A 24,893-nucleotide genomic window follows, 5' to 3' on the forward strand; every position below is an offset into this window, starting at 1 on the left:
GTTGAGGGTGGTGGCACCGGTCGACAGCGGAATGCCGGCGGCGATCGCCGCCGGCATTCCGCTGTCGACCGGTGCCACCACCCTCAACAAGGTGTGCGGCTCGGGCATGAAGACCATCATGCTCGGCCATGACCTGATCAAGGCCGGTTCGGCCAGCATCGTGGTTGCCGGTGGCATGGAATCGATGTCCAACGCCCCGCACCTGCTGCCCAACTCGCGTACCGGCAACCGCTTCGGCAACTTCCAGGCGATCGACCACATGGCCCACGACGGCCTGGTCAACGCCTACGACGGCAAGGCCATGGGTGAATTCGCCGAATGCGCCGTGGACAAGTACCAGTTCAGCCGCGAGGAACAGGACGCCTATGCGATCGAATCGGTCAAGCGCGCACAGGCCGCACAGGCCAATGGGGCATTCGCCGACGAGATCGTCGCGGTGAAGGTCGCCACCCGCAAGGGTGAGGTCGAGGTCGCCACCGACGAGCAACCCGGCCGCTCCGACATCGCCAAGATCCCGACCCTGCGCCCGGCCTTCAAGAAAGACGGCAGCGTCACCGCCGCCAGCTCCTCCAGCATCTCCGACGGCGCCGCTGCGGTGGTCCTGCTGACCGAGGAAGACGCCAACGCACGTGGCATTACCCCGCTGGCGCGCATCGTCGGCCACGCCACCCATTCGCAGGAACCGGAGTGGTTCACCACCGCCCCGATCGGCGCGATCCGCACGCTGCTGGCCAAGACCGGATGGTCGCTGGACCAGATCGACCTGTTCGAAATCAATGAGGCCTTCGCCGTGGTGGCGATGGCACCGATGCGTGAACTGGGCATCCCGCACGACAAGCTCAACGTGAATGGCGGGGCCTGCGCACTGGGCCATCCCATCGGTGCCTCCGGTGCACGCCTGGTGGTGACCTTGGTCAACGCCCTGCGCACGCGCGGTGGCAAGCGCGGCATTGCCACCCTGTGCATCGGTGGCGGTGAAGCAACAGCCATCGCCATCGAATTGATTTAAAAAGATTTAACGACGATTTCGCAAAAATGAATGCGGGATCGCTTGACACCCAATCTTGGCTTGTCATCATGTTGTCGGCGCGCAGCATGCGCGTTGCCTAATTCTAACGACGAGGATTTACACAATGAGCATCAACAAGCTGCTGGTCGCGATGTCCCTGGCTCTGGCCCTGGCCGCCTGCTCGAAGCAGGAAGCTGCCCAGGACGCCGCTGCTTCGGCCAACGAAGCCGCCACCGAAGCCCAGGCTGCTGCCGACCAGGCCGCCGCTGCCGGCGCCCAGACCGCCGACGCTGCCCAGCAGGCTGCCAACACCGCCGCCACCGCTGCTGACGCTGCGACCGACGCTGCTGCCAACACCGCTGCTGCCGCGACCGACGCTGCTGCTGGCGAAGCCAAGGACGCTGCCAAGGCTGCCGAAGCTACCGCTGAGCAGGCCAAGGACGCTGCTGAAGAAGCCAAGAAGTAATAACTTCTTTCTTCAGGCTGTTCTGGAAAAGCCGCTGGTTCGCCAGCGGCTTTTTCTTTGGCCTGCTGCCTGCGCGCGCCTCGGATCGCGACCCCGTCTTCACAACGGCATGAATAGGCTGGCGTCCCCATCCATTGCAGTACCGGAGACCGCCATGAAGATTCGCCCGATCACCACCACGCTGCTGGCCGCCTCCCTGCTGCTGGCCCTGGCCGCCTGCAAGGGTCCGGAAGCCGAACAGGCCAAGCAGGACGCGCAGCAGGCCGCCGACAGCGCCGGCGCTGCCGCCCGTGACGCCGTGGACAGGGCCGCCGAAGCCACCCGCAACGCTGCCGACAAGACCGCTGCCGCTTCCGAGCAGGCCGCCGCCGATACCCAACAGGCACTGGACAAGGCCGCAGACGCCACCGCAAACGCCGCAGACAAGGCCAAGGTTGCGGCCACCGACGCCGCTGCACATGCCAGCGACGCCACTGCGGACGCCGCACAGAAGGTTGCTGACAAGGCCCGTGATGTCGCCAATGACGCCAAGGCCAACGCCGCCAGGGAAGAAGCCAAGCACTAAGGCGTACCGGCAGCCGGGCATCGGCTCGGCGCCACAGGAAAAGCCGCGGCACTGCCGCGGCTTTTCTGCTTTTCGCTCTCTGCTCTTTCTGTTGATTCCGTGCTGGACGCGTACGGAAAGTGTCCAAGGACGCGCGGGTAGGTTGCGCAGGGGCGTAAGCGCCATGGATGGCGCGCCCGAGCCTACAAGAACGTATTCACGGCGTCCCCTGCGCGACCTACCCGCGCGGCCCACCCATCAGTATCAGCGCCCACCACGAGGGGCTTCGCCGTTGGCCGCCCTACGGCAGCGCGCGCGCCAGCATTGCCGACAGATCCACACCCGCCGGCAGCGTCCCGAACACCAGCCCATGCTGCCCTTCCAGCCGGCTGCGCACGAACGCTTCAGCCATTGGACTGCCCGCCCGCAACATCAACGCTGCCTGCAGCAGCAGCGCAGTGCGCTCGCAGAAAAGCCTCGCCTGCGACTCATCCGGTGCCGGTGCCGCTGCCCAACGCTGCAATGCCGCTGCGTAGCGCGCATCACGATCGGCCACCGCTGCCAGCTCGGCGCGCAGCGCCGCCAGTGCCTCCGGTTCACGTGCCAGCGCGCGCAGTACGTCCAGGCACTGGATGTTGCCACTGCCTTCCCAGATCGAATTCAACGGCGCCTGCCGGTACAGCCGCGGCAGCATCGATTCCTCCACATAGCCTGCGCCGCCGAGGCATTCCTGCGCTTCGTTGACGAAGGCCGGTGCGCGCTTGCACAGCCAGTACTTGCCCAGTGCCGTTCCCAGTCGCGCCAGCGCGGCCTCGTTGGCATCCACGCCTGCGCGATCCACCGCGCGTGCGATGCGCATCGAAAGTACCGTGGCCGCTTCCGATTCCAGTGCCAGGTCGGCCAGCACATTGGTCATCAACGGGTGCTCGACCAGCAGCTTGCCGAAGGTGCGGCGATGGCGTGCGTGGTGCAACGCCTGCGCCAACGCCATGCGCATTTCCGCCGCTGCGCCCAGCATGCAATCCAGGCGGGTCATCATCACCATGCCGATGATGGTGGCCACGCCACGCCCCTCCTCGCCCACCCGCCATGCCTGCGCGCCGCAGAACTCGACTTCGCTGGAGGCATTGGCCCAATCGCCGAGCTTGTCCTTCAATCGCATCAGGCGGAACGCGTTGCGGTCACCGTCGGCCAGCCGGCGCGGCATCAGCAGGCAGGTCAGTCCTCCCGGCGCCTGCGCCAGCACCAGGAAGCCATCGCACATCGGTGCGGAAAAGAACCACTTGTGGCCGACAAGGCGATAGCGCTCACCATCGATCGGTTCGGCGCGCGTGCTGTTGGCGCGCTCATCCGAGCCGCCCTGCTTCTCGGTCATGCCCATGCCCAGGGTGATGCCGGCCTTGTCAGCCACCGGCACGTCGCGCGGGTCATAGACCGGCGCTGCGGCCTTGCGTGCCCACTCGGCCAGATGCGACTGCGCGTGCAGCACCGCTACTGCTGCATGGGTCATCGTCAAAGGGCAACTGGTGCCGGCCTCGGCCTGGTGGTGCAGGTAGCTCAACACCGCACGCGCGACGTGCGCGCCGGGTTGCGGTTCGTGCCAGGACAAGCCGGCGACACCGTGCGATTTCGCCGTTTCCATCAACTGGTGATAGGCCGGGTGGAACTCCACCGTATCGATGCGATGACCCTGCGCATCATGCGTGCGCAGGCGTGGGCGGTCGCGGTTGGCATCAAAGCCGAGCCGGTACAGCTCGTCGCCGGCCAGCGCGCCATAGACCGCCAGGCGTGGCGCGAAGCTGCCAGCGCCTTCGCGCTGCACAGCTTCCATCAGCGCCACGTCGTCAGTCCACAACTGGCGCCCCGCGAACGGTGGCGGCTGGTTCAACACAACATGGGTCTCGTAGGGCGCGTCGCTGCTGAAGCTCGGTCCACTCATCCGGTCCATCCTGGCGGCAAGAGGTATGCGGTCCGATTGTGCCGCATGACTTGCCAAGCCCGTGTTCAGGCCGGTTCTCACCCTGTGCACGAGCGGCAGGCCACAGTGACCGCATGGCAGCCAACGACGATCTGGTGGTGTTGCGCCCGGAAGGGCTGTACTGCGCCGCCGGCGATTTCCACATTGATCCCTGGCGACCGGTAGCGCGCGCGGTCATCACCCATGGCCACGGCGATCACGCCCGCCCGGGCATGGGCGAGTACCACTGCAGCGAAGGCAGCCTGCCGATCCTGCGCTGGCGCCTGGGCGATGTGCCGGTGCAGGCGCACGTCGAGGGCGTGCCGTTCCGCCTGGGCCGGGTACAGGTATCGCTGCATCCAGCCGGTCACGTCCTGGGATCTTCGCAGGTGCGCGTCGACGACGGGCGGCAGGTCTGGGTCGCCTCCGGCGACTACAAGCGGCAGCCTGACCCAACCTGTGCGCCGTTCGAAGTGGTGCCCTGCGATACCTTCATCACCGAAGCCACCTTCGCCCTGCCGATCTACCGCTGGCCGGACACGCCGGCCGTCGCTGCCGAAATCGTGGCGTGGCGCCGCGAATGCGAACAACGCGGCGAGGCTGCGATCCTGCTGTGCTATGCACTCGGCAAGGCACAACGGGTGCTGGCCGAGCTGCGGCCGCTGGACGATCGGCCGGCCTGGCTGCATGGCGCCATCGCCAATGGCGTGGCGGTGTACCGGCAGGCCGGCGTACCGATGCTGGAGACGCTCACCGTGGCCGAACAGGGCCGCCAGCCCGATGCCGCCGGCCAGTTGATCCTCGCCCCGCCCTCGGCTGCGGGCACGCCCTGGATGCGCCGCTTCGGCCGTCACCAGCTGGGCTTCGCCTCGGGCTGGATGCAACTGCGCGGCAACCGCCGCCGCCGCAACGTTGATCGTGGCTTCGTCATTTCCGACCACGCCGATTGGCCCGCACTGCTGCAGACGATCGAACAGACCGGCGCGCAGCGGGTGATCGCCACCCATGGCAATACCGATGCGTTGATTCCGTTCCTGCGCGAGCGCGGCGTGGCTGCCGAAGCCTTCCGTACCGATTTCGGGAGCGAGGAATGAAGGCCTTCGCAGCACTCTACCAACGCCTGGACCGCAGCACTGCCACGCTGGACAAGCGAGCGGCACTGGTCGATTACTTCGGCCAGGCAGGCGCGCACGATGCGGCGTGGGCGCTGTACCTGCTCAGTGGTGGCAAGGTGGGCGGCGCGCGCAGGAAGATCGCCGCCAGTGGCGAACTGCGCGCCTGGATTGCCGAGGAATCAGGGTTGCCACCGTGGCTGGTGGAGGACAGCTATGCGCAGGTGGGTGACCTGGCCGAAACGCTGACCCTGCTGCTGGACGACCCACCGAACCCCTCGCCTGACCGGCCCCTGGCCGAATGGATCGAACAGCACCTGCTGGCGGTGGCCAACCAACCCGAGGCGATGCGCCGTGCGGCAGTCGTGGCCGGCTGGCAGCAGCTGTGCAGCAGCGAACGCCTGGTGTTCAACAAGCTGCTGACCGGCGCCCTGCGCGTTGGCGTCTCGCAACGACTGGTGCAGCAGGCGCTGGCCGAATGGTCCGGCCTGGACATCGCACGCATCGCCCAGCGCATGCTGGGCGAGTGGGTGCCCTCGCCCGGGCTGCTGGCCCAGCTGCTGTCGCCGGATGAGCTGCCGCTGGACCGGCAGCAGCCCTACCCGTTCTTCCTCGCCTCGCCACTGGAGGGCAACCCTGCCGAACGACTCGGCGCGATCGATGACTGGCTGCTGGAATGGAAGTGGGATGGCATCCGCCTGCAGCTGCTGCGCCGGCGCGGCGAGGTCGCCTTGTGGTCACGCGGCGAAGAGCGGCTGGATGGCCGCTTCCCCGAGATCGAACAGGCGGCGATGGCGCTTCCCGATGGCTGCGTGCTGGACGGCGAGCTGCTGGCCTGGGACGAAGCCGCGGACCTGCCGCGTGCCTTCACCGCGCTGCAGACGCGTATCCAGCGCCGAAAGCCCGGTGCGGCCACCCTGCGCAACACGCCAGTGCGGGTGCTCGCCTATGACCTGCTTGAACTCGATGGCGTGGACCTGCGCGAACGTCCGCTGCAGCAGCGGCGCGCGCGTCTCGCCGAGGTCGTCGGTGCACTGAACGATGCAGGGATCCAGCTCTCACCCGGCGTTGACGCCGACGACTGGCTTCAGGCGGCGGCAATGCGCGACGTGGCACGCGAACGCGGCGTGGAAGGGCTGATGCTGAAGCGGCATGCCTCGCCCTACCAGGCCGGACGCCGCCGTGGTGACTGGTGGAAATGGAAGGTCGATCCGCTCACCATCGATGCGGTGCTCCTGTACGCGCAGGCCGGCCATGGGCGGCGCAGCACGCTGTACACCGACTACACTTTCGGCGTCTGGGACGGCGACACGCTGGTGCCGGTGGCCAAGGCCTATTCGGGCCTGGATGACAAGGAAATCCTCGCGCTCGATCGCTGGATCCGCGCCAACACCCGCGAGCGCTTCGGCCCGGTGCGCAGCGTTCGCGCCGAACACGTCTTCGAGCTGGGCTTCGAGGCGGTCAACCGCAGCAGCCGGCACAAGTCGGGCATCGCCGTGCGCTTTCCGCGCATCCTGCGCTGGCGCCACGACAAGCCCGCCAGCGAAGCCGATCAGTTGGCCACGCTGCAGGCGTTGGCACGATGAACCGCAGCCAGGCACTGCGCCGGCTTGAAGACTGGTTCGCGTCCAGAGGCTGGCGCTCACTGCCGTTCCAGCGCGCGATGTGGCGTCACTATCTCGCCGGCGAATCCGGACTGCTGCACACACCCACAGGCAGTGGCAAGACACTGGCGATGTTCGGAGGGCCGCTGCTGCAGGCCATGATCAACCCGCCGACCTCCCCCCGCCGCGCCAGCGCGGTACGCCCGCTGCAGGTGCTGTGGGTGACCCCCTTGCGCGCCTTGGCCAGCGACACTGCACGCGCGCTGCAGACCGTGGTCGATGGGCTGGGGCTGGGTTGGCGTGTCGGCCTGCGCAGTGGTGACGCCAGCAACCGAGAGCGGCGCCAGGCGCGCGAAGGCCGCATCGACGTACTGGTGACGACGCCGGAATCACTGGCGCTGCTGCTGAGCTATCCAGATACGCTGCCGCGCATGCAGCGGCTGCGCTGCGTGGTGGTGGACGAATGGCACGAACTGCTGGGAAACAAGCGCGGCGTCCTGCTGCAGTTGAACCTGGCGGTGTTGCGCGATGCCACGCCGGCATTGCAGCTGTGGGGACTGTCAGCCACCCTGGGCAATCTGCACGAGGCGCGCGACGTGCTGCTGCCCGGGCGACCGGAAGCACCGATCGTGCAGGGCGTACGGCCGCGCCCACTGAGCGTGCGCAGCCTGCTGCCAGACCCCGGCGAGCGCTTCCCATGGGCGGGGCATCTGGGCCTGGCACAGCTGCCACGCGTGCTGGAGGCGCTGATGCAGGCACGCAGCAGCCTGCTGTTCACCAACACCCGTGCACAGGCGGAACTGTGGCATCAGGCGCTGGCGGCGGTCTGGCCGGAAGAACCGGACACGCTTGCACTGCACCACGGCTCGCTGGATCCGGCACTGCGCCAGCAGGTGGAGGACGGCCTGCGCGCGGGTGCGCTGCGCTGCGTGGTTGCCACCTCCAGCCTCGACCTGGGCGTCGACTTCCCCGAGGTTGAGCAGGTCCTGCAGCTGGGCAGCCCGAAGGGCGTGGCGCGCCTGCGCCAGCGCGCCGGACGCGCACGCCACCGCCCGGGTGCCAGCGGCGCCATCCTGTGCGTGCCCAGCCATGCGCTGGAACTGGCCGAGTACGCTGCGGTGCGCCGTGCCTTGGCTGAAGGTGTGGTCGAAGCGCGCAGGCCGCCGACGCTGTCGCTGGATGTGCTGGCCCAGCACGCGGTCAGCCGCGCACTGGCGGGCGGCTTCGACAGCACTGCGCTGCTGGCACAGGTCCGGCGTACCCATGCCTTCGCGTCGCTCGGCGACGACCAGTGGCAGGCCGTGCTCACGTTCATTGTGCAGGGCGGGCAGGCGTTGGCCCAGTACCCCGATTTCCACAAGGTCGTGCGAGATGCCGATGGGTGGTACCGCATGCACGACCGCCGCCAGGCGCTGCGTCATCGGCTGTCGATCGGCACCATCAGCAGCGATGGCAGCGTGCGCGTGCAGTTCCTGCGCGGCGGCGGCCTGGGCGCCGTGGAGGAGCAGTTCGCCAGCCGCCTGCGCCGTGGCGACCGCTTCCAGTTCGCCGGGCGCCTGCTGGAGCTGGTGCAGCTGCGCGACATGACCGCCTTCGTGCGGTTGGCACGAGGGCGCGGAGACGGTGTCGTGCCACGCTGGCAGGGAGGCCAGTTGCCGCTGTCGATGCCACTCGGACGCGAGCTGGAGTGGGTACTGTCCGGTGCTGACGACAGCGCCGAATCACGCTGGCTGTCGCCCTTGCTGGCACTGCAGCAACAGTTGTCGGCGCTTCCCGGCCCGGACCACCTGCTGGTGGAAGAGGTGCGGCGTCGCGAAGGCCAGTTCCTGTTCGTCTATCCCTTTGCCGGCCGCCACGTGCATGAGGCGCTGGCCGCCCTGCTCGCGCTGCGCTGTACCCGCCGGCAGCGCAACAGCATCGGCTATGCGGTGAACGATCACGGCCTGGTGCTGGCACCGGCACAGGCCATCGATCTGGACGCGGCGCAATGGCGGGCGCTGTTCGCCACCGGTCAGCTGCTGGATGACCTGCGTGCTGCGGTGAACCTGGGCGAGCTGGCGCGTCGCCAGTTCCGCGGCATCGCACGCGTCGCCGGCCTGCTGATCCCCAGCCTGCCCGGTGGCATGCCACGGGCACTGCGCCAGCTGCAGGCGTCCGCGGGACTGCTCTACGACGTACTGCGCGAGCACGACCCGGATCACCTGCTGCTGGCGCTGGCGGAACAGGAAGTGCTGAATGACAGCCTCGACATGCCGGGGCTGCAACAGGTACTGGCCAGGATTCGGATGCAGACCCTCTCGGTGCAGCGCCCGGCGTCACTGACGCCGTTGGGTTTCCCGCTGTGGGCCGAACGCCTGCGCGGGCAGTTCAGCAACGAAGACTGGCGTACCCGGGTGCAACGCGTGGCCCAGCAGCTGGAGCGTCGGCATGGCCGATGAACTGCCGCTGCTGCGCGCAGGCGAGCCGCTGGTGCTGCTTGGCGCGCGTGCACTGTACTGGCCCGCGCGGCAGGCACTGCTGCTCGCCGACCTGCACCTGGGCAAGGCCGATGTCTTCCGCCGCGCAGGCATCGCGCTGCCCGGCGGCGGTACCGGCAAGGACCTGCAACGCCTGCAGGGGCTGCTGGACGCGCGTGCCTGCCGCGAGGTGTGGATCCTGGGCGACATCCTGCACGGCCCGGCGCATCGTGCTGCGTGGTACCAGCAATGGCTGGGATGGCGCGAACGCAATGCCGCACTGGACGTGCATGTCCTGCGCGGAAATCATGACCGGCAGCTGCCGCGTGCCGAGCTGCAGGTGCAGATCCACGACGAAGTACGGTTGCCACCGTTCCTGCTTCGGCATGAGCCGGTGCCCGATGCGGAGCTGCATGTGATCGCCGGGCATCTGCATCCACAGATCGCTTTGCCTCCGTTGCGGCGGCGCTTCCCCGCATTCTGGCTGCGTGACAGGATGACACTCCTGCCGGCCTTCTCCGCGTTCACCGCCGGAATCGTTCCTGTTCCCGCTGCCGGCGAACAGATGGTCGCCTGCGTGGACAACGGCCTGGTGGCACTGCCCCTGGCTTGAATCAGGCCGGACGGATATCCAGCTGCGGCATCAGCTGGAACTCAGGCGTGTCCTCTTCCCGTCGCCGCGGCAAGGCCTGGATCGCCGCCAGCATCTCCTGCGCGCAGGCGCGGATGCGCGTGTGGTGCTCCGGCGACGCATGACTGATCAGGCTGCCGACATGAAACTCGAACACGTCCTCCAGTACGTCGGGCTGGTCCTCGTGCAGCATCTGCAACAGACCGCGCAGCTTGCAGATTTCCGATTCCAGCTCCTCGACCGCGAACAACATGGCATCCTCCTCTTCGACAACAGGCGGCACATCCGGGCCGCAACAGGCCGCGACGGCAGCGCCTCCCGGGCCACGCGCGATGTTGATCACGGAAAGGAAAACGGGCGACGCGTAATCGCGTGCAACCTACTTCTCGCATATGCGCAGTGAGGCAACCGTTAATTCACGTGACGATGCGTTTCACGCAGTGGCTGTGATCGCGTTGATGCGAGGCACCTGCGCCGCAGTGGCCAGCGCGTCGACGAAAGCAGGATCCAGCGCGAGCGAACCGAACCAGCCATGCTGGGTACCGCTGAGCACACGCAGCATGTGACCACGTCCACCCGGCAGGCGCCCCATCGGGCCGAGCAGCACGTCGCGCGCTTTGGCCCAGGCATCGCGATCGGACTGGAACAGCGGCGTCAGCCAACGGCTCCAGCGCTGGTAGACCGCAACGTGTGCCCTGCGCTGCGCCTGGTAGGCCTGCAATGCCGCGGCACCGCCACCATGCGCGCGCAAGGCATCGCGCAGCGCCAGCGCATCGAGCAGCGCCATGTTCACGCCCTGGCCCAGCTGTGGGCTCATCGCATGCGCGGCATCGCCGGCCAGCACCATGCGGCCGTGATGCCAGCGCGTCATCACCGCGTCGCGGTAGACGGCCCGTGCCAGCTGGCCGGCGTCACGCAGATGCGCGAAGCGTGCACTGGCCTGCGGCCACAGCGCATGCAGTTCGTCCAGCCAGGGCATCATGCCGTCGGCCTGCCAACGTTCGAAATCGGCGCGTGGCAGGCTCCAGAAAAAGCTCAGGCGCGGCGTGTCATCACCGGGCCGCGTACCGACCGGCAACAGCCCGATCATCTTGCGAGCGGCCACGTAGCGCTGCCGCAGCTCCTGCAGGTGTGGCCAGTCTTCGGCCGGCAACAGGCACCACAGCGCACCCCACGGATACACGCGATCCAGTCCGTTACCGTCTTTGATCGTGCCGCGCAGCGTCGAGGCCGCACCATCGGCGGCCACCACCAGGTCGAACGCACCGTGCAGGCGCCCTTCGCTGTCACGCAGGCGGCCGTGCTCGGCATCCACTGCAGCGATGCTGACGCCGGCATGCAGCTGGCCCGCACCAGCACGCGCATCATCCAGCAACGAGAACAGGGCGCCGCGCTGCATGCCAAGGCCGTGCAGGCGCGCGTCCAGGCCGGCGTAGCGCATGTCCATCACTGCGCGTTCGCACGGCGTATCGCCGTACAGGCGATGCACCGGCGCGGCATGCGCGCGCACGGCGTCAAGCAGGCCCATCTGCCACAGCACCTGCAGGCCGCTGGGCTGCAGCAGGAAACCGGCGCCAACCGGTCCCGGCGTGGGCACACGTTCGAAGATCTCCACCTCGTGGCCATCACGGGAGAGCAGGATGGACAATGCCTGTCCAGCGGTGCCGTAGCCGATCACGGCGATGCGCAGTCGTTCCTTCATGGGCGCATTGTGCCCGAGCGCAAATCCGGATGCCCAGCGGGGCCCCGCCCACGGCAGCGCAATTCTTGTCGCAGCGCAAAAAAAACCCCGCCGGAGCGGGGTTTTCAACGCACTGTCGAGTGGATCACTCGGCCGGCGTGATGTTCGAAGCCTGGGCGCCCTTCGGGCCCTGGGTCACGTCATAGGTGACACGCTGGCCTTCCTGCAGGCTGCGGAAGCCCTTGGAGTTGATGGCGGAGAAGTGCGCGAACACGTCGGCGCTGCCATCCTCCGGCGAGATGAAGCCAAATCCCTTGGCGTCGTTGAACCACTTGACGGTACCGTTCGGCATGGTGATGCGAGACCTTATGCAATGAATGGGTGGTGTACGCTGAACCCGCGCACAAGCTGAGTATGCAAAGCTTGCTCGGGGAAGACAATCACCCCCGCGCCAATTCGCCCACCAGTTCCGGAAGTCCGTTGCTGGCCGCCTGCACATTGGCCAGCACTTCGGCCATCGTAATCTCCTCGCCATCACCGCAGCCGGCGGCCCAGTTGGCGATGATCGCCAGGCAGGCATAATCCAGCCCCAGCTCCCGCGCCAGTGCGGCTTCCGGCATGCCGGTCATGCCCACCAGATCGCAACCGTCGCGGCGCATGCGGGCGATTTCGGCGATCGTTTCCAGGCGCGGGCCCTGCGTTGCGCCATAGCAGCCACCGTCATGGACCGTGACACCGGTCACTTTGGCTGCCGCCAGGATCTTGCTGCGCAGCATCGGCGTGTACGGATGGCCGAAATCGACGTGGACCACGTCGGAGCCTTCTTCTTCACAGATCGTGCTGATGCGGCCCCAGGTGTAGTCGATGATCTGGTCCGGGCAGGCGAGCACGCGCGGACCGAAGTTCTCGGTGATGCCACCCACCGTGTTCAATGCCAGCACCCGCTGCGCGCCCAGCTGCTGCAGCGCAGCCAAATTGGCTCGGTAGTTGATCTTGTGCGGCGGCAGCGAATGCCCCTCGCCATGCCGCGCCAGGAACGCCACGCGATGGCCGAGCAGCGTGCCCACGCGCACCGGGCCCGATGGGCGGCCGAAGCGGGTGTCGACCTCGTGGGTCTGCACGTCGTCAAGCTTGGCCAGGTTGTAGACACCGGTACCGCCGATCACGGCCAGGGCGATCTGTTGCATTCGAAGCACTCCATGAAAAGACGAACGCCGGCACCCGAGGATGCCGGCGGCAGAAGAAGACGCGCCGCGGGCGGCTGCGCCGTTATTCCTTCATCGCGTAGATGGCCGGCACGCAGCGCAGGGTCTCGTTGACGTCCATGCCGAAGCCGAACACATAGCGGTCCGGCAGCTCGATGCCCGCGTAATCGGCGGTCACGTCAGGCAGCGCACGGTCGTGCTTCTTCACGGTCATCGCAGCGATGCGCACATCGGTCGCGCCCTGCTCCAGGCACCAGGTGCGAACGCCCTGCAGGGTGTAGCCCTCGTCGAGGATGTCGTCGACCAGCAGCACGCGGCGGCCGAACAGCGAGGTGGCCGGCTTGTGCTTCCAGACCAGGTCACCGCCGGTGGTTTCGCCGCGGTAGCGGGTGGCGTGCAGGTAATCGAACTGCACGTCCTGGCCGCGCGCGCCCAGTTCCAGCGCCAGCTGGCCGGCGAACGGCAGCGCACCATGCATGATCGACAGGAACAACGGCACCTCGCCCTTGTAATCGCGCGCGATGGCGTCGGCGATAGCAGCGATGGCCTTGTCGATGGTGGGGCGGTCGACCAGCAGGTCAGCCTGGGCCAGGGCCTGGGAAATGGTGAGGTTGGGCATCAGACGGTTCTTCCAAGGGTTTCAAGCAGACGGGATTGGGTGTCGCCATGGCGGGCATCGGCCAGCAGGCCGTCCCAGCCGAGCGCGCCGCGGCCGAGCAGGCCCAGCAGCGCAGCAGTATTGAGGGAGCGTCCCTGCACCGCATGCAGGGCTTCATCGACCAGTTCCGGATGGCAGACCAGCACCACGTCGCAACCGGCGTCCAGGTGCGCGTGCACGCGCGCCGGCACGCCGCCGGCGCTGTGCGAGGCGGCCATGCCGATGTCATCGGAGAACACCACGCCGCGGAAGCCGAGTTCGCCGCGCAGGATGTCCTGGATCCAGCGTGGGGAATAGCCGGCGGGCTCCGGTGCCACCTGCGGATAGATCACGTGCGCCATCATCACCGCATCGGCACCGGCGGCGATGCCGGCCTGGAACGGCACCAGGTCCTGCGCGCGCAGTTCGTCCAGCGCGCGTGGATCGATCGCGGTATCCACGTGGGTGTCTTCCAGCACGGTGCCGTGGCCAGGGAAATGCTTGAGCGTGGCGGCCATGCCGACCGCGTGCATGCCGCGCACATAGGCTGCGGTGAACGCGGCCACGACCTGCGGGTCTTCACTGAAGGCGCGGTTGCCGATGGCGCGGTTGCCGCGGCCAAGGTCGACCACCGGGGCGAAGCTGAGATCCAGGCCGCTGGCGCGGACTTCACTGGCCATCAGCCAGGCATGCTGCTCGGCCAGCGCCAGGGCCTGCTGCGGGTCGGTGGCGTACAAGGCACCAATGTCCTGCAGCGGCGGAAGATCGCTGTAACCCTCGCGGAAGCGCTGTACGCGGCCGCCCTCCTGGTCCACGCAGATCAGCTGCGGGCGCGGGGCAGCGGCACGGATGGCCGCGCTCAGATCGGTCACCTGCTGGCGCGAGGCGAAGTTGCGCTTGAACAGCACCACTCCGGCCACGGCGTCGTGCTGCAGCCAGTCACGTTCCTGGGCGGTCAGTTCGGTGCCGGCAACGCCGATCAGCAGCATGGTCGATCTCCACAACGCGCGCCCGCATGGCGCAGTGCCGCATTGTCGCAGAACCGGCCGACAGGCGCAGTGGTCAGAAAAAGGGGACGGAGGGGATTAAGGCGCAATCGGCCCCAAGAGGCTGGATACGTCTTAATCCCCTCCGTCCCCTTTTGAGGAGCCGGTCAGACCTTGCAGCCGTCCGGGCCGCAGGCCTCGTCGCCGTCAGCCGGGGTGGCCGGGGCGCCCTGTTCGGCCGCGATCTGCTGCAGGGCCTGGGCGAACGCCTCGGGTGGTTGGGCCCCGGAAATCGCCCACTTCCCATCGATGACGAAGGTCGGCACCGAAGAAATGCCCAGTGCATGGGCCTGCGCCAGCTTGGCTTCGACCTCGGCCAGCCCGCGGTCGGAGGCCAGCATCTGCGCGATTTCGCCACCGTCCAGGCCGCCCGCCACGCCGGCCTTCACCAGTACAGCGTTGTCAGCCAGGTTCTGGCCATGCTCGAAGTGGGCGCGGAACAGCGATTCACCCACCGCATCCTGCACGCCATGCTGGCCGGCCAGCCACAACACCCGATGCGCCGGCAGCGTGGTCACCCGCACCTGGCCCTGGTTGAAATCCATCGGCAGCCCCTCCGCGCGTGCGGTGGTCTGGGTCTGGCCGAGGATCTGCTCGGTGCGCTCGACGCCCCCGAACTTGCGCGCATAGGCCTCGCGCAGCGGCACCGGGGTGTCGTCCGCATCCGGGTCCAGCTGGAACGGCTGCCAGTGGATATCGAGGTCAGGCGCGTTCGGGCCCAGCAACTGCACGCCCTGCTGGAAACGATGCTTGCCGATCCAGCACGAGGGGCAGACCACGTCGGAGTAGATGTCGATTCTCATCCGAACGACATGGGGACCGCCTTCCTCGATAAAAGGGGACGGAGGGGATTAAGTCGCTTTCCGCACAGGCGGGGTAAAGCCGACTTAATCCCCTCCGTCCCCTTTTTGGGGGCTCACCACTGTGAATACGGGCGGCTGGCCAGGGCAACGTTGTAGTAGCGGGCGTCATCGGTCACTTCGGCGCCGACCCAGTCCGGCAGGTCGATGGCCTGGTCCGCGCTTTCCAGCTCGACTTCGGCCACCACCAGGCCGGCGTTGTCACCGAGGAACTCGTCCACTTCCCAGGTCAGGCCGGCGTGTTCGACCAGATGGCGGCGCTTGTCGATCAGGCCGCCGACACACAGCGCCAGCAGTGCGCGCGCGTCCTCCACGGGGATCGGGTAGTCGAACTCCTGCCGGGTGTGGCCGAGGGTGCGCGACTTCAGGTTCAGCGCGGCGTGGTCGCCTTCGATGCGCACGCGCACCGAGGCGTTCTGGGTGCCGCGGTCGAGCGCGCCCATGTCGTTGATGTAGCCCTGCGCCATCGGGATCACCCGATGCGCGGCGGTGCGCCAGCCATCGCTGCTGACCAGGAATTTGCGTTCGATTTCGATGCCCATGGCGCAATTATGCGCCACGGGTGATGACAGCTGCTCAGCGCTTTTCGAATACCGCGATGCTTTCCACGTGCGCGGTGTGCGGGAACATGTCCATGGCACCGGCGCTGACCAGGGTAAAGCCCTGTTCGTTGACCAGATAGCCGGCATCGCGCGCCAGCGAGCCCGGGTGGCAGCTGACGTAGACGATGCGCTTGAACTGCTTCAGCGGCAGCTGCTGCAGCACTTCGATCGCGCCCGAGCGCGGCGGATCCAGCAGCAGCTTGTCGAAGCCCTGGCGCATCCACGCCGTGCTGCGCTGGTCCTGGGTCAGGTCGGCGCTGAAGAACTGCGCGTTCGCCAGGCCGTTGCGCTCGGCGTTCTCACGCGCACGCGCGACGAGGCCGGCATCGCCTTCCACACCCACCACTTCACGCACACGGCGGGCCAACGGCAGGGTGAAGTTGCCCAGGCCGCAGAACAGGTCCAGCACGCGCTCGTCCTTACCCGGCTGCAGCAGGTCCAGGGCGTGGGCGATCATCTTCTCGTTGAGCTTGGCGTTGACCTGGATGAAATCCAACGGGCGGAACGCCAGCTCGACATCCCACGGCGCCAGCCGGAACGACAGCGGCACGCCCTGCCCGTCCAGCGGCTGCACGGTGTCCACGCCGCCGGACTGCAGGTAGATCACGAACCCATGCTGCTGGCCGAAGGCAGCCCAGGCCGCGCGGTCCGCATCGCTGAGCGGTTGCAGGTGGCGCACGGTCAGCACCACCGCCTGGTCACCGGCGATGAACTCGATCTGCGGGATGTCGCGCTTGCCATCGAGCGTTTCAATGAAGGTGGACAGCGCCTCGACCTGGGTGCCGATTTCCGGAATCACCGTCAGGCATTGGCTGAGGTCGGCGACGAAACGCGGATCCTGTTCACGGAAGCCGACCAGGGTCTTGTCCTTCTTCTCGACCCGGCGCACCGAGAAGCGGCCCTTGCGGCGGTAACCCCAGCTCTCGCCGACCAGCGGCGGCAGCACGGTGCCCGGCTTCACATGGCCGATCCGCTCCAGGTTGTCCATCAGCACGCGCTGCTTGGCGACGATCTGCTGGGCCTCGTCCAGGTGCTGCAGTACGCAGCCGGCACAGGTGCCGAAATGGGGGCACTTGGGGGTCACCCGCTGCGGCGAGGCCTGCAGCACCTCCAGCGTGCGCGCCTCGTCGAAATGGCGGCTGCGGGCTGTCTGTTCGGCCATCACCACCTCACCGGGCAGGGCGCCGCTGACGAAGGTAACCTTGCCGCCCTCGCCTTCACGGCGGGCGACACCGCGACCATCATGGCTGAGGTCGAGGATCTCGGTCTGGAACGGGGTACGGTCGGTGCGGGAGCGGGATCGGGCCACGTGGCAACAGGCTGCGGGCAAAAATGGGGGCGTATTGTCGCAGATCCTGACCGATGGGGCCCGGACCCGCTTGCGCCCGTGGCCGTCGTGCATGATGATTGGGACAGCTGACATGGAGGCAGCCCTGATGCAGATGACCCCGCGGGCCGCACGGCCCCGCTTCCTGCTTGTCGAGGACGACATCATCAGCCGCGGTTTTTTCAAGGCGGCGTTGGAAACGTTACCGGCGGATGTGGACACCGCAGATTCGCTGGCCAGTGCCCTGGCCAGTGCCGAGCCCGGCTCGCATGACCTGTGGCTGATCGACGTCAACCTGCCGGACGGCAATGGCGCGCAGCTGTTGCGTGAGTTGCGCCGTTCACATCCCGACACGCCGGCGCTGGCACATACCGCCGACGGCGATGCCTCCATTCACGCCCGCCTGCGCGAAGCTGGTTTCAGCGACACGCTGGTCAAGCCACTGGGCCGCGACCAGCTGCTGAAGGCCGTGCGCCGAGCGCTGGTCAACAGCCCGGCGGGGATCTTCGTGGCACAGGCCCCGGCCGCGGTCGAACTGGCCGTACAGGACTGGGACGAGACCGCAGCCCTGGCAGCGCTCAATGGCCAGCGCAACCACCTGATCGCACTGCGCGAACTGTTCCTGGCCGAGTTGCCGGGCGTGCGCGACGCGGTCGAGCAGGCGGTCGACCAGCACGACGAGCGCCAGTTGCGCAGCCAGTTGCACCGATTGCAGGCCAGCTGTGGCTTCGTGGGGGCGGCACGGTTGGGACGGGCGGTGCGCCAGCTGCATCATGCGCCCGATTCCGGGCAGGCCCAGGCGGGGTTCCGCGACGCGGTGGCTGCCCTGCTGCACTGAGGGTTGCTCGGCAGGGCTGCGCCCCTGCAACTGCCGAGGCTTCAAACCAAGGCAACAGCAAAGGCCAGAGCCAGAGCGGCTCTGGCCTTTGCTTGTTGGGCGGGCCGGTGTGGGTGGGCAGGACACGCCGTAAACTCCGCTCCGCGGTCCGGCCCAGCCGCTGGCGGCTGGGCGTTCGGGCGCTTGCGAAGCAGTGCTTCGCAAGCAAAGCGCCCTCACCCTTGGGGGCTCGATGCGCCATCCATGGCGCCAACGGTCCTGCCCACCCACACCGCCCCACCTCTGACAAATTCCTTCGGCTGTTGGTAGGTGTCGACCTTGGTCGACAGGTAGATCCACGCGTGGATGACGTTTCCGGCGGCGGCGATGGGGTCAGATCCCCTTTCCGTCGGAAAAGGGATCTGACCCCAGGGCCGTCAACCGACTTCGTACAGTTCCAGCGGCAGGCCGTCGGGGTCGGCGAAGAAGGTGAAGCGGCGGCCGGTGTATTCGTCCACGCGGATCGGTTCGCAGTCCACGCCGTGGCTGGCCAGGCGTTCGATGAACGGCTCCAGCGCAGCGACCCGGAACGCGAGGTGGCGCAGGCCCTGGGCCTCCGGGCGGCTGGGGCGGGGCGGTGGCGAGGGGAACGAGAACAGTTCCAGCTGTCCGCCGTCGGGCAGGGCCAGGTCCAGTTTCCAGGAATCGCGCGCAGCGCGGTGGTTCTCGGCCAGTACGCGCAGGCCGAGGATACGGACGTAGAAGTCTTTTGAACGCGCGTAATCGCTGCAGATCAGTGCCGCATGGTGGATGCCCAGCAGGGCGTCGGAACCAGTGTTCATTGCAGGGTGTCCAGCCAGCGCTGGGCGATCTTCAGTGCCAGCGGATAAGGTTCGGGGGCGTTGCGGTTGGTCAGCACGATCACGGTCAGGTGCTTTTCCGGGTGTCGCACGACGACATTGCGGAAGCCGATGCTTTCGCCACTGTGCCATTGCACCGGGCCGTTCAGGCGCCAGCCGAAGCCGTAGTGCGGCACATCCGGTTCGGATGTCGATGTGGCCGGGCTGAACATCGCGCGGCGCGAGGCCTTCGACAGCAGGCGGTCGTCGTACAGCGCCGCATCCCAGCGGGCGAGGTCGTCCAGCGAGGAGTAGATCCCGCCATCGCCGAGCACGGCACTGGTGGCGCTCTGGTCGGTGCGCTGCCAGCGGCCATCGATCCAGCTGTAGCCATAGGCGCGTGCGGCGATGGTATCCATGCCGTCCTGATGGGCCACAGTGTGGGCCATGCCTAGCGGGCGGAAGATGCGCTGTTGCAGGAAGGCTGCGAAATCCAGGCCGGAGGCACGGCCGACGATCAGTGCCAGCAGCGCATAGCCGCTGTTGCTGTAGTGGTACTGCGTGCCCGGCGCGAACTTCAGCCGGTCCTGGCGTGACAGCAGGGTCAGCACATCGGCGTCATGCACCTGCCGAGTGTCAGCCGGATCCATCAGGTCTTCGTAGTCGAGCAGGCCGCCGGTGTGCGAGAGCAGCTGGCGGATCGTGATGGCCGCGGCAGCCGGTGGCAGTTCGGGCAGCCACTGCCGGGCGGGTTGATCCAGCCCAAGCCGGCCATCCTCCACCAGCAGCAGCACCGCCGCAGCGGTGAACTGCTTGCTGACCGAGGCCAGCCGGAAGTTGCTGGCCGGGGTGACCGCAGTGCCGTCCTCCACCACCGCCAGGCCGTAGCCACGGCGGAACACCGCTTGCCCGTCGTGCAGCACCAGGACTGCAGCACCGGGTACCTGGCCGTCGTAGGCCTGCATCAGCCCGTCGATGCCCGCATCCGGTGGCGTCAGCACCGGTGCGGCGATACCCGTTGAAGGCAGCAGGCCCAGCACGACGGCGAACAGGGCGACGGCAGGGCGCATGGTGGCTCCGGAGGGGTCAAGGAGAAGGCGTGGGCGTAGTGCTGGCCGGCTGAACCATCCAGCGTTCCATCTTGCGGTCAAGCACGTCCAGCGGCATCGAGCCGTCCTTCAGCAGTTCGGCGTGGAAGCGGCGCAGGTCGAAGGCGGCGCCCTGGCGTGCCTTGGCCTTGTCGCGCAGGGCAACGATGGTGGTCAGGCCGGCGACATTCGACAGCGCCTGGCCGGGCTGGGCCATGATCCGCTCGACTTCGGCGTTGGCATCGTCGCTGCTCATGTCCACGGTCTTCTGCAGGTAGGTGACAGCCTGCTGCTTGCTCCAGCCCTGGGCGTTCACGCCGGTGTCGGCCACCACGCGGGCGGCGCGCAGCAGGCGCGAGTACAGGTAGCCGATGCGGTCGTAGGGATCGGTGTAGATGCCCAGATCCTCGCCCAGCGTTTCTGCGTACAGGCCCCAGCCTTCGACGAAGGCGAGATCGCCACCGAGGCGGCGGAAGCGTGGCAGCTTGGCCAGCTCCTGCTGCAGGCCCAGCTGCACGTGGTGGCCCGGGATCGCTTCATGCAGGTACTGCACCGGCACGTTCCAGCGCTTTCGGCTGGGCAGGTCGCGGGTGTTGATGTACAGCACGCCCGGTTGACCGGCCGCCGACGGCTGATAGGCGGCAGCGGCGGCGGTCAGTGCACGTTCCGGTTCCACCGCACGGACCTCCAGCGGTGCCTGCGGCAAGGTATCCAGCACCTGCGGCAGGCGTGCGCTGACCTGTTGCTGCACCTGGCGGTAGCGGTTGATCAGCGCGTTGGCGTCGCCGTACTGGAACTGGCGGTCGTTGCGCATGCTGCGCAGCAGCTTGGTGGGAGAGCCGCGCAGCTTGGCGTCCTTCATCACCGTGGCGATCTGCGCCTGCAGTTCCTGCACGCGCTGTTCGCCCAGCGCATGCAGTTGTGCGGCGGTCTGGTCGCTGGCGGTGGTCTGCACGATCAGGTTGGCGTACCAGGCCTGGCCATCGGGCAATGCGCCCAGGCCGCTGCTGGTGCGTGTGGCCGGCAGGTATTCGGTGGCGATGAAGCCGCGCAGGGCACGGTAGGCCGGCATGATGCGCAGCTCGATCATGCGCTTGTATTCGGCGCTGATGCGCGCCTTGTCCTCAGCCGGGATGGTGTTCGGCATGGTGCGGATCGGCGACCAGAAAATGCTTTCCTCGGCGGTGGGCTTGATCACCGCATCCAGCTGCGGCAGCACTTTTTCCATCAGGTCGCGTGGTTGCACCACGCCGGCCTTCATGCCCTGGCGCATGTTGTCGATGGCCTGGTCGAACAGCTCGGGAATGCCCAGCGAACGGCGTGACCAGGTGTCGTAGTCCTGCACGGTGTTGAATGGCTGTGCGCCCGCACCGGAGCCGAGGATCGCCATGATGCTGCCGATGTTGTAGTACTGGCTGATCGGCATCATCCAGCTCGGGTAGCGCTCGGCGGCCAGTGATGCGCGCGCGTCGCGCACGAAGATCTCGTAGCTGAGCAGGTCCTGGCCCTGCAGGCCGTCACTGCCGAGCTTCTCGACCTTGCCCAGCCATTGCGTGGTGAAGTCGTGCGACTGCTGGCGCCAGGCGGCGGACAGGATGTTGGGCAGCTGGTCGTTGTAGCGGGCCTCGCCCTGGAATGTGGCCTGCAGCGGGTTCAACCGCATCGAGGCATCCCAGTACTCGTCGTACAGGCGCTCCAGCTGCACCTGCTTGGGTACGGCCCGGGCCGGGGCGACCGGGCGCGGCGCGGCGCGGCGCGCCGAGCTGCCACGCGCCGGCGCGGTGACGCGGGCGGGCCTGGCCTTGGGCTTGGCAGCCTGGCGGGTCTGCGCGGCGGCAGGGCGGCTGGCCTTTTTCTTCGCTGCTTCGGCCGACGGTACGGCACTGAACAGGAACAACGCGGCAATGGCGGCGGCCAGGGCGCGGGTGCGATGCGGCATCAGGAGCTTCCGTGGAACACAGACCGTGGAGCTTGCACGATCCGGCCGCGTACGGCCAGCGTGAAGGCGCAGTCAGCTTGCCGTCGCTGGGGCTTCAGTCAGCCGCGGCGGCGGCGCGCAGCGCGGCGGCCCTGTCTGCGCCCAGGTAGCGGGTGATCGCACGCCGCATCAGGTACAGCAGTGGAATCAAGGCAACCGCAAAGCCCATCTTGTAGATGTAGTTGACGCTGCTGACGGCCAGGAACAGTGAGGTCGGCCAGTGCTGCGGGCCGAGCACGAAGGCGATCCAGATCACTACAAAGCTGTCCACCACCTGGGAGATCGCGGTGGATCCGGTCGCACGCAGCCACACGTGGCGCTCGCCGGTGGCCTGGCGGATGCGGTGGAACACGGCCACGTCGATCAGCTGGCCGAGCAGGAAGGCCACCAGCGAACCGGCGATGGTCCACATGCCCTGGCCGAACACCGCTGCGAATGCCGCCTGGTAGTCCGGCACGCCGTGGCCGTCCATCGAGGTGACCCACCAGCTGGCCGGCGCCAGCGAGATCGCTGCGAAGGCGAACAGGAAGCCATAGGCGATCAGCACCACGGCCAACCACGAGATGAAGCGCACGCCGCGCTTGCCGAAAAATTCGTTGATCGTGTCGGTCATGATGAACACCACCGGCCACAGCAGGGTACCGGCGGTGAAGCTGAGCGAACCGGTCTGGCCAAACAGGTTCCAGTTCAGCGGATCAATGCCGAGGGTGTCTTCCAGCGCGAAGATCCTCACCCCGATCAGTTCGGCCAGCACGGCGTTGCCGCAGAAGAACGCGGCCAGCACGATGAACAGCAGGACCGCGCGGTCCTGCAGCGGGCGCTCGATTGGCGCCGCGGTGGTCATTGGCTGCGTTCGCCTGCGCGCGTGAACGGAACGCTGGACGGTGCGACGGCACCGCCGGAAATGATGAAGCTCATGGCCTGGTCGACGGTCCAGTCGGTCGGGGTCAGCAGCTCCACCGGCACGATCTCCAGGTAACCCGAGGTCGGGTTCGGCGTGGTTGGCACGTACACCGCGGCCAGTTCACGGTCGGTGCCCTGTTCCTTGATCACGCGGGTGACCAGCCCGACCGACTTCATGTCGCGGTGCGGGAAATCGATCAGCACCACGCGCTGGGTGCTGCCCGGCTCGGTCTGCAGCATGTCCAGCAGCTTCTTGGCGCTGTCGTAGATGATGCTGGCCAGCGGAATGCGCTTGATCACCGCGCCGACCCAGCGCAGCAGGCGCTGGCCGAGCACGCGGCGGCTGGCCACGCCCACCGCCAGGATCACCAGCAGGGTGGCGAGCAGGGCGATGGTGTTCTGGATCCACTCGGCACGGACCCAGCCGAGGTAATGCGGGAAGCTTGTCGCGATCTGCTCGGAAAGCGGCACCACCAATGGGCTGGAAATGCCCGACAGCAGCACGAACACGAACTTGACCACGACCCAGGTCAGCCAGATCGGCAGCAGGGTCAGCAGGCCGGTCAGGAACAGGCGCTGCAGGGAGGGGCGGGGGACCAGGGCGGGGGCTTCGAGCGACATGCGCGCATTGTAGCGGCCACAGCCGGTCGATTACGCTGGGGGATCGACTGCGGCAACGATGCATGGAAGGGAAGCTGTGTTGAAGATTCTGCGCGGACTGGGCTGGGCCCTGGCAGGACTGCTGGTGCTGGCCATCGTGGCGTGGTGTGCCTCGCGCATGTGGCCCGTGCCGGAATCACGGCTGCAGGCCCAGCAGCGGTTGCAGGCCCGCCTGCCCGCTGATGGCCGCAACGGCTTTGCGCTGCTGTGGACACTCGCGTTCGACGATCTCGACCCGGGCCAGCGCGATCAGGCGCTGGTCCGGGACGTACAGCGCTGGGAGGCGGATCCGCGCGGCAATGGCGGCGCCCGTCCGCAGCTGGCAGAGGACCACGTCGAGCTGCAATCACGGCCTTCGGCCAGCTGCGGACCGACCGCCAGTGACTGCCTCGCCCAGGTGCGCGCGGACCCGCAGCGCTTCGTCGATGCCCACGCTGGCCACCAGCAGCTGCATGCGCGCCTGGACCAGCTGGCCGATGCGGATCACTTCGTGTCGCCGTTCCGGCCCAAAGGGGAAGGCATCCTCGTGCCGATGCCGACCTATGGCTTGGTGATCGACGCCACCAGCGCACGCGCGCTGGCCTATGTGCAGGGTGATATCGACGGTGCGCTGCGTGGCAGTTGCCGCGGGCTGCAGCTGGGCCGCCGGCTGGTGACGGGCGGCAGCTACCTGGTGGAGAGCATCATCGGTGCCAGCCTGGTGCAGGCCAATGCCCAGCTGCTGGCCGACATGCTGGTTGAACTGCCGGCCGACCAGCCGCTGCCTGCGGAATGCGAGCAGGCGATGAAGCCGATGCGGGCCGCCGAACAGAGCCTGTGCCGTGCGATGCAGGGCGAGTATGCGATGAGCAGGGCTGCGATCGAAACCTCGGCGCAGGAGTTCGGTGGTGTGCTGGTACTCGATCGCAGCAGCACCCTGGCGCGTGTGGCGGGCAACCTGGGCTGGGCCTGTGGCGCGGCGGCGATGACCGCGCTGGAGGCGGATCGCCCGCTGCCGGTGCCGGCACCGCCGCAGCATGACTTCGGCTGCCTGTCGAACATCATGGGGTGCGTGCTGGCCGATATCGCGGGCCCGGCCTATCCGGCCTATTCGTCACGGCCCCAGGATGCTGCCGCGATGGTGCGGCTGATCGGTGCGCAACGCTGGCTGCGACAGCAGGCCGAGGACCCTGTGGATGCGCTGAAGCGCTTGCCTGCCCAGTTCCGCTCGCAGGTGCGGACACCGCAGTTGTCGGCCGATGGCCGCCGCCTGCAGGTACCGCGGCGCTCAGCGCCGCGCAGCACCGACGAGAGCCCATGGTTGTCGGTACCGATGGTGGCGGGGGACGCCCCGGCCGCCGCCGCGCGCGACTGAGCAGCGGCGGCCAGTGCGCGCTGTCCCCGTCATCCTCGCGGCTGCCTTCGCTCCGCAGGTGCACACGCGCATACGGGCGCATCGGAGCCTCCCTGGCAGGGCAGCAGAGGACAGCGC

24 protein-coding genes are annotated in these 24,893 nt (G+C 67.7%); 9 read left to right on the forward strand and 15 right to left on the reverse strand.

Features of this window, described 5'->3' with window-relative positions; all coding sequences use genetic code 11:
- The 3 genes from A7X97_RS01715 to A7X97_RS01725 form a co-directional block, all read left to right on the forward strand.
- Positions 1–1,009 (forward strand): thiolase family protein (locus A7X97_RS01715; RefSeq protein WP_111007542.1); only part of this gene is annotated, 1,009 nt, incomplete at its 5' end.
- Between the two features lie 124 nt (positions 1,010–1,133).
- On the forward strand, positions 1,134–1,475 hold the full coding sequence (locus A7X97_RS01720; protein ID WP_005418203.1) for a hypothetical protein: 342 nt from the start codon (positions 1,134–1,136) through the stop codon (positions 1,473–1,475).
- A gap of 154 nt (positions 1,476–1,629) precedes the next feature.
- Complete coding sequence (locus A7X97_RS01725) at positions 1,630–2,040, forward strand: hypothetical protein (RefSeq protein WP_088496748.1); 411 nt, start codon at positions 1,630–1,632, stop codon at positions 2,038–2,040.
- A 280-nt stretch (positions 2,041–2,320) separates the two neighbouring features.
- Here the strand turns inward: A7X97_RS01725 and A7X97_RS01730 are convergent, their stop codons facing one another.
- Positions 2,321–3,958 (reverse strand): acyl-CoA dehydrogenase family protein, encoded by a 1,638-nt coding sequence (locus A7X97_RS01730; protein WP_111007543.1) that lies wholly within the window; start codon positions 3,956–3,958, stop codon positions 2,321–2,323.
- Between the two features lie 113 nt (positions 3,959–4,071).
- Here A7X97_RS01730 and A7X97_RS01735 point away from each other — a divergent pair, with 113 nt between their 5' ends.
- From A7X97_RS01735 to pdeM, 4 genes are read left to right on the forward strand one after another with little or no spacing between them, the layout of a single operon-like run.
- Positions 4,072–5,070 carry a ligase-associated DNA damage response exonuclease gene (locus A7X97_RS01735; RefSeq protein ID WP_088496750.1) on the forward strand — a complete coding sequence of 333 codons (999 nt, stop codon included), beginning with the start codon at positions 4,072–4,074 and terminating at the stop codon, positions 5,068–5,070.
- Entirely contained in the window at positions 5,067–6,674 is a 1,608-nt protein-coding gene (locus tag A7X97_RS01740; protein ID WP_111007544.1) for an ATP-dependent DNA ligase, read from the forward strand. The genes A7X97_RS01735 and A7X97_RS01740 overlap by 4 nt, the downstream gene beginning before the upstream one ends.
- Entirely contained in the window at positions 6,671–9,130 is a 2,460-nt protein-coding gene (locus A7X97_RS01745; protein ID WP_088496751.1) for a ligase-associated DNA damage response DEXH box helicase, read from the forward strand. The genes A7X97_RS01740 and A7X97_RS01745 overlap by 4 nt, the downstream gene beginning before the upstream one ends.
- A complete protein-coding gene (gene pdeM, locus A7X97_RS01750) occupies positions 9,120–9,761 on the forward strand; it encodes a ligase-associated DNA damage response endonuclease PdeM (protein WP_072169094.1) in 642 nt (213 codons plus the stop codon). The genes A7X97_RS01745 and pdeM overlap by 11 nt, the downstream gene beginning before the upstream one ends.
- 1 nt (position 9,762) lies before the next feature.
- On the opposite strand, the gene A7X97_RS01755 is transcribed toward pdeM, so the two are convergent.
- The 9 genes from A7X97_RS01755 to rlmD all read right to left on the reverse strand — a co-directional run bounded on the left by A7X97_RS01755 (position 9,763) and on the right by rlmD (position 17,119).
- A complete protein-coding gene (locus A7X97_RS01755) occupies positions 9,763–10,032 on the reverse strand; it encodes a hypothetical protein (protein WP_088496771.1) in 270 nt (89 codons plus the stop codon).
- Between the two features lie 180 nt (positions 10,033–10,212).
- A complete protein-coding gene (locus A7X97_RS01760) occupies positions 10,213–11,481 on the reverse strand; it encodes an FAD-dependent oxidoreductase (protein ID WP_088496752.1) in 1,269 nt (422 codons plus the stop codon).
- A gap of 124 nt (positions 11,482–11,605) precedes the next feature.
- Positions 11,606–11,812: a cold-shock protein gene (locus A7X97_RS01765; RefSeq protein ID WP_005410590.1), complete on the reverse strand. Its 207-nt coding sequence runs from the start codon at positions 11,810–11,812 to the stop codon at positions 11,606–11,608.
- A gap of 88 nt (positions 11,813–11,900) precedes the next feature.
- Positions 11,901–12,647 carry an S-methyl-5'-thioinosine phosphorylase gene (locus tag A7X97_RS01770; protein WP_005418222.1) on the reverse strand — a complete coding sequence of 249 codons (747 nt, stop codon included), beginning with the start codon at positions 12,645–12,647 and terminating at the stop codon, positions 11,901–11,903.
- A gap of 82 nt (positions 12,648–12,729) precedes the next feature.
- The gene (locus A7X97_RS01775) at positions 12,730–13,284 is read right to left on the reverse strand and encodes a hypoxanthine-guanine phosphoribosyltransferase (RefSeq protein WP_005418223.1); all 555 of its coding nucleotides are present in this window, start codon (positions 13,282–13,284) and stop codon (positions 12,730–12,732) included.
- A complete protein-coding gene (nagZ, locus tag A7X97_RS01780; RefSeq protein WP_061479808.1) occupies positions 13,284–14,291 on the reverse strand; it encodes a beta-N-acetylhexosaminidase in 1,008 nt (335 codons plus the stop codon). The genes A7X97_RS01775 and nagZ overlap by 1 nt, the downstream gene beginning before the upstream one ends.
- 164 nt (positions 14,292–14,455) lie before the next feature.
- Positions 14,456–15,151, reverse strand: coding sequence for a DsbA family oxidoreductase (locus tag A7X97_RS01785; protein ID WP_088496754.1), 696 nt, complete (start codon positions 15,149–15,151; stop codon positions 14,456–14,458).
- 113 nt (positions 15,152–15,264) lie between these two features.
- Positions 15,265–15,750 (reverse strand): CYTH domain-containing protein, encoded by a 486-nt coding sequence (locus A7X97_RS01790; RefSeq protein ID WP_053500339.1) that lies wholly within the window; start codon positions 15,748–15,750, stop codon positions 15,265–15,267.
- 34 nt (positions 15,751–15,784) lie between these two features.
- Positions 15,785–17,119 carry a 23S rRNA (uracil(1939)-C(5))-methyltransferase RlmD gene (gene rlmD, locus A7X97_RS01795; RefSeq protein WP_088496755.1) on the reverse strand — a complete coding sequence of 445 codons (1,335 nt, stop codon included), beginning with the start codon at positions 17,117–17,119 and terminating at the stop codon, positions 15,785–15,787.
- Between the two features lie 127 nt (positions 17,120–17,246).
- Here rlmD and A7X97_RS01800 point away from each other — a divergent pair, with 127 nt between their 5' ends.
- On the forward strand, positions 17,247–17,975 hold the full coding sequence (locus A7X97_RS01800; RefSeq protein WP_072169087.1) for a response regulator: 729 nt from the start codon (positions 17,247–17,249) through the stop codon (positions 17,973–17,975).
- A gap of 416 nt (positions 17,976–18,391) precedes the next feature.
- Here A7X97_RS01800 and gloA2 read toward each other — a convergent pair whose 3' ends face one another.
- The 5 genes from gloA2 to A7X97_RS01825 form a co-directional block, all read right to left on the reverse strand.
- Positions 18,392–18,796 (reverse strand): SMU1112c/YaeR family gloxylase I-like metalloprotein, encoded by a 405-nt coding sequence (gene gloA2, locus A7X97_RS01805; RefSeq protein ID WP_072169114.1) that lies wholly within the window; start codon positions 18,794–18,796, stop codon positions 18,392–18,394.
- Positions 18,793–19,863, reverse strand: a complete 1,071-nt coding sequence (locus A7X97_RS01810) for a serine hydrolase domain-containing protein (protein WP_088496128.1) — start codon at positions 19,861–19,863, stop codon at positions 18,793–18,795. Before A7X97_RS01810 ends, gloA2 begins: the two co-directional genes overlap by 4 nt.
- Positions 19,864–19,879: 16 nt before the next feature.
- The gene (locus A7X97_RS01815; protein ID WP_088496127.1) at positions 19,880–21,820 is read right to left on the reverse strand and encodes a DUF885 domain-containing protein; all 1,941 of its coding nucleotides are present in this window, start codon (positions 21,818–21,820) and stop codon (positions 19,880–19,882) included.
- Positions 21,821–21,914: 94 nt separating this feature from the next.
- Positions 21,915–22,703, reverse strand: a complete 789-nt coding sequence (locus tag A7X97_RS01820) for a queuosine precursor transporter (RefSeq protein WP_111007545.1) — start codon at positions 22,701–22,703, stop codon at positions 21,915–21,917.
- Positions 22,700–23,383 (reverse strand): DUF502 domain-containing protein, encoded by a 684-nt coding sequence (locus tag A7X97_RS01825; protein ID WP_088496126.1) that lies wholly within the window; start codon positions 23,381–23,383, stop codon positions 22,700–22,702. Before A7X97_RS01825 ends, A7X97_RS01820 begins: the two co-directional genes overlap by 4 nt.
- Positions 23,384–23,459: 76 nt before the next feature.
- On the opposite strand from A7X97_RS01825, the gene A7X97_RS01830 reads away from it, so the two are divergent.
- Entirely contained in the window at positions 23,460–24,776 is a 1,317-nt protein-coding gene (locus A7X97_RS01830) for a hypothetical protein (protein WP_088496125.1), read from the forward strand.
- Positions 24,777–24,893 lie beyond the last annotated feature (117 nt).

The sequence above is a fragment of the Stenotrophomonas sepilia genome (assembly GCF_003244875.1).
GTDB lineage: Bacteria > Pseudomonadota > Gammaproteobacteria > Xanthomonadales > Xanthomonadaceae > Stenotrophomonas > Stenotrophomonas sepilia.

What these genes read in the sequence shown, in the direction of transcription:
- A7X97_RS01720 (WP_005418203.1), top strand. Translation starts at nt 1,134, where the DNA reads ATGAGCATCAACAAGCTGCTGGTCGCGATGTCCCTGGCTCTGGCCCTG.
- A7X97_RS01725 (WP_088496748.1), top strand. Translation starts at nt 1,630, where the DNA reads ATGAAGATTCGCCCGATCACCACCACGCTGCTGGCCGCCTCCCTGCTG.
- A7X97_RS01730 (WP_111007543.1), bottom strand. Translation starts at nt 3,958, where the DNA reads ATGAGTGGACCGAGCTTCAGCAGCGACGCGCCCTACGAGACCCATGTT.
- A7X97_RS01735 (WP_088496750.1), top strand. Translation starts at nt 4,072, where the DNA reads ATGGCAGCCAACGACGATCTGGTGGTGTTGCGCCCGGAAGGGCTGTAC.
- A7X97_RS01740 (WP_111007544.1), top strand. Translation starts at nt 5,067, where the DNA reads ATGAAGGCCTTCGCAGCACTCTACCAACGCCTGGACCGCAGCACTGCC.
- A7X97_RS01745 (WP_088496751.1), top strand. Translation starts at nt 6,671, where the DNA reads ATGAACCGCAGCCAGGCACTGCGCCGGCTTGAAGACTGGTTCGCGTCC.
- pdeM (WP_072169094.1), top strand. Translation starts at nt 9,120, where the DNA reads ATGGCCGATGAACTGCCGCTGCTGCGCGCAGGCGAGCCGCTGGTGCTG.
- A7X97_RS01755 (WP_088496771.1), bottom strand. Translation starts at nt 10,032, where the DNA reads ATGTTGTTCGCGGTCGAGGAGCTGGAATCGGAAATCTGCAAGCTGCGC.
- A7X97_RS01760 (WP_088496752.1), bottom strand. Translation starts at nt 11,481, where the DNA reads ATGAAGGAACGACTGCGCATCGCCGTGATCGGCTACGGCACCGCTGGA.
- A7X97_RS01765 (WP_005410590.1), bottom strand. Translation starts at nt 11,812, where the DNA reads ATGCCGAACGGTACCGTCAAGTGGTTCAACGACGCCAAGGGATTTGGC.
- A7X97_RS01770 (WP_005418222.1), bottom strand. Translation starts at nt 12,647, where the DNA reads ATGCAACAGATCGCCCTGGCCGTGATCGGCGGTACCGGTGTCTACAAC.
- A7X97_RS01775 (WP_005418223.1), bottom strand. Translation starts at nt 13,284, where the DNA reads ATGCCCAACCTCACCATTTCCCAGGCCCTGGCCCAGGCTGACCTGCTG.
- nagZ (WP_061479808.1), bottom strand. Translation starts at nt 14,291, where the DNA reads ATGCTGCTGATCGGCGTTGCCGGCACCGAACTGACCGCCCAGGAACGT.
- A7X97_RS01785 (WP_088496754.1), bottom strand. Translation starts at nt 15,151, where the DNA reads ATGAGAATCGACATCTACTCCGACGTGGTCTGCCCCTCGTGCTGGATC.
- A7X97_RS01790 (WP_053500339.1), bottom strand. Translation starts at nt 15,750, where the DNA reads ATGGGCATCGAAATCGAACGCAAATTCCTGGTCAGCAGCGATGGCTGG.
- A7X97_RS01800 (WP_072169087.1), top strand. Translation starts at nt 17,247, where the DNA reads ATGCAGATGACCCCGCGGGCCGCACGGCCCCGCTTCCTGCTTGTCGAG.
- gloA2 (WP_072169114.1), bottom strand. Translation starts at nt 18,796, where the DNA reads ATGAACACTGGTTCCGACGCCCTGCTGGGCATCCACCATGCGGCACTG.
- A7X97_RS01810 (WP_088496128.1), bottom strand. Translation starts at nt 19,863, where the DNA reads ATGCGCCCTGCCGTCGCCCTGTTCGCCGTCGTGCTGGGCCTGCTGCCT.
- A7X97_RS01815 (WP_088496127.1), bottom strand. Translation starts at nt 21,820, where the DNA reads ATGCCGCATCGCACCCGCGCCCTGGCCGCCGCCATTGCCGCGTTGTTC.
- A7X97_RS01820 (WP_111007545.1), bottom strand. Translation starts at nt 22,703, where the DNA reads ATGACCACCGCGGCGCCAATCGAGCGCCCGCTGCAGGACCGCGCGGTC.
- A7X97_RS01825 (WP_088496126.1), bottom strand. Translation starts at nt 23,383, where the DNA reads ATGTCGCTCGAAGCCCCCGCCCTGGTCCCCCGCCCCTCCCTGCAGCGC.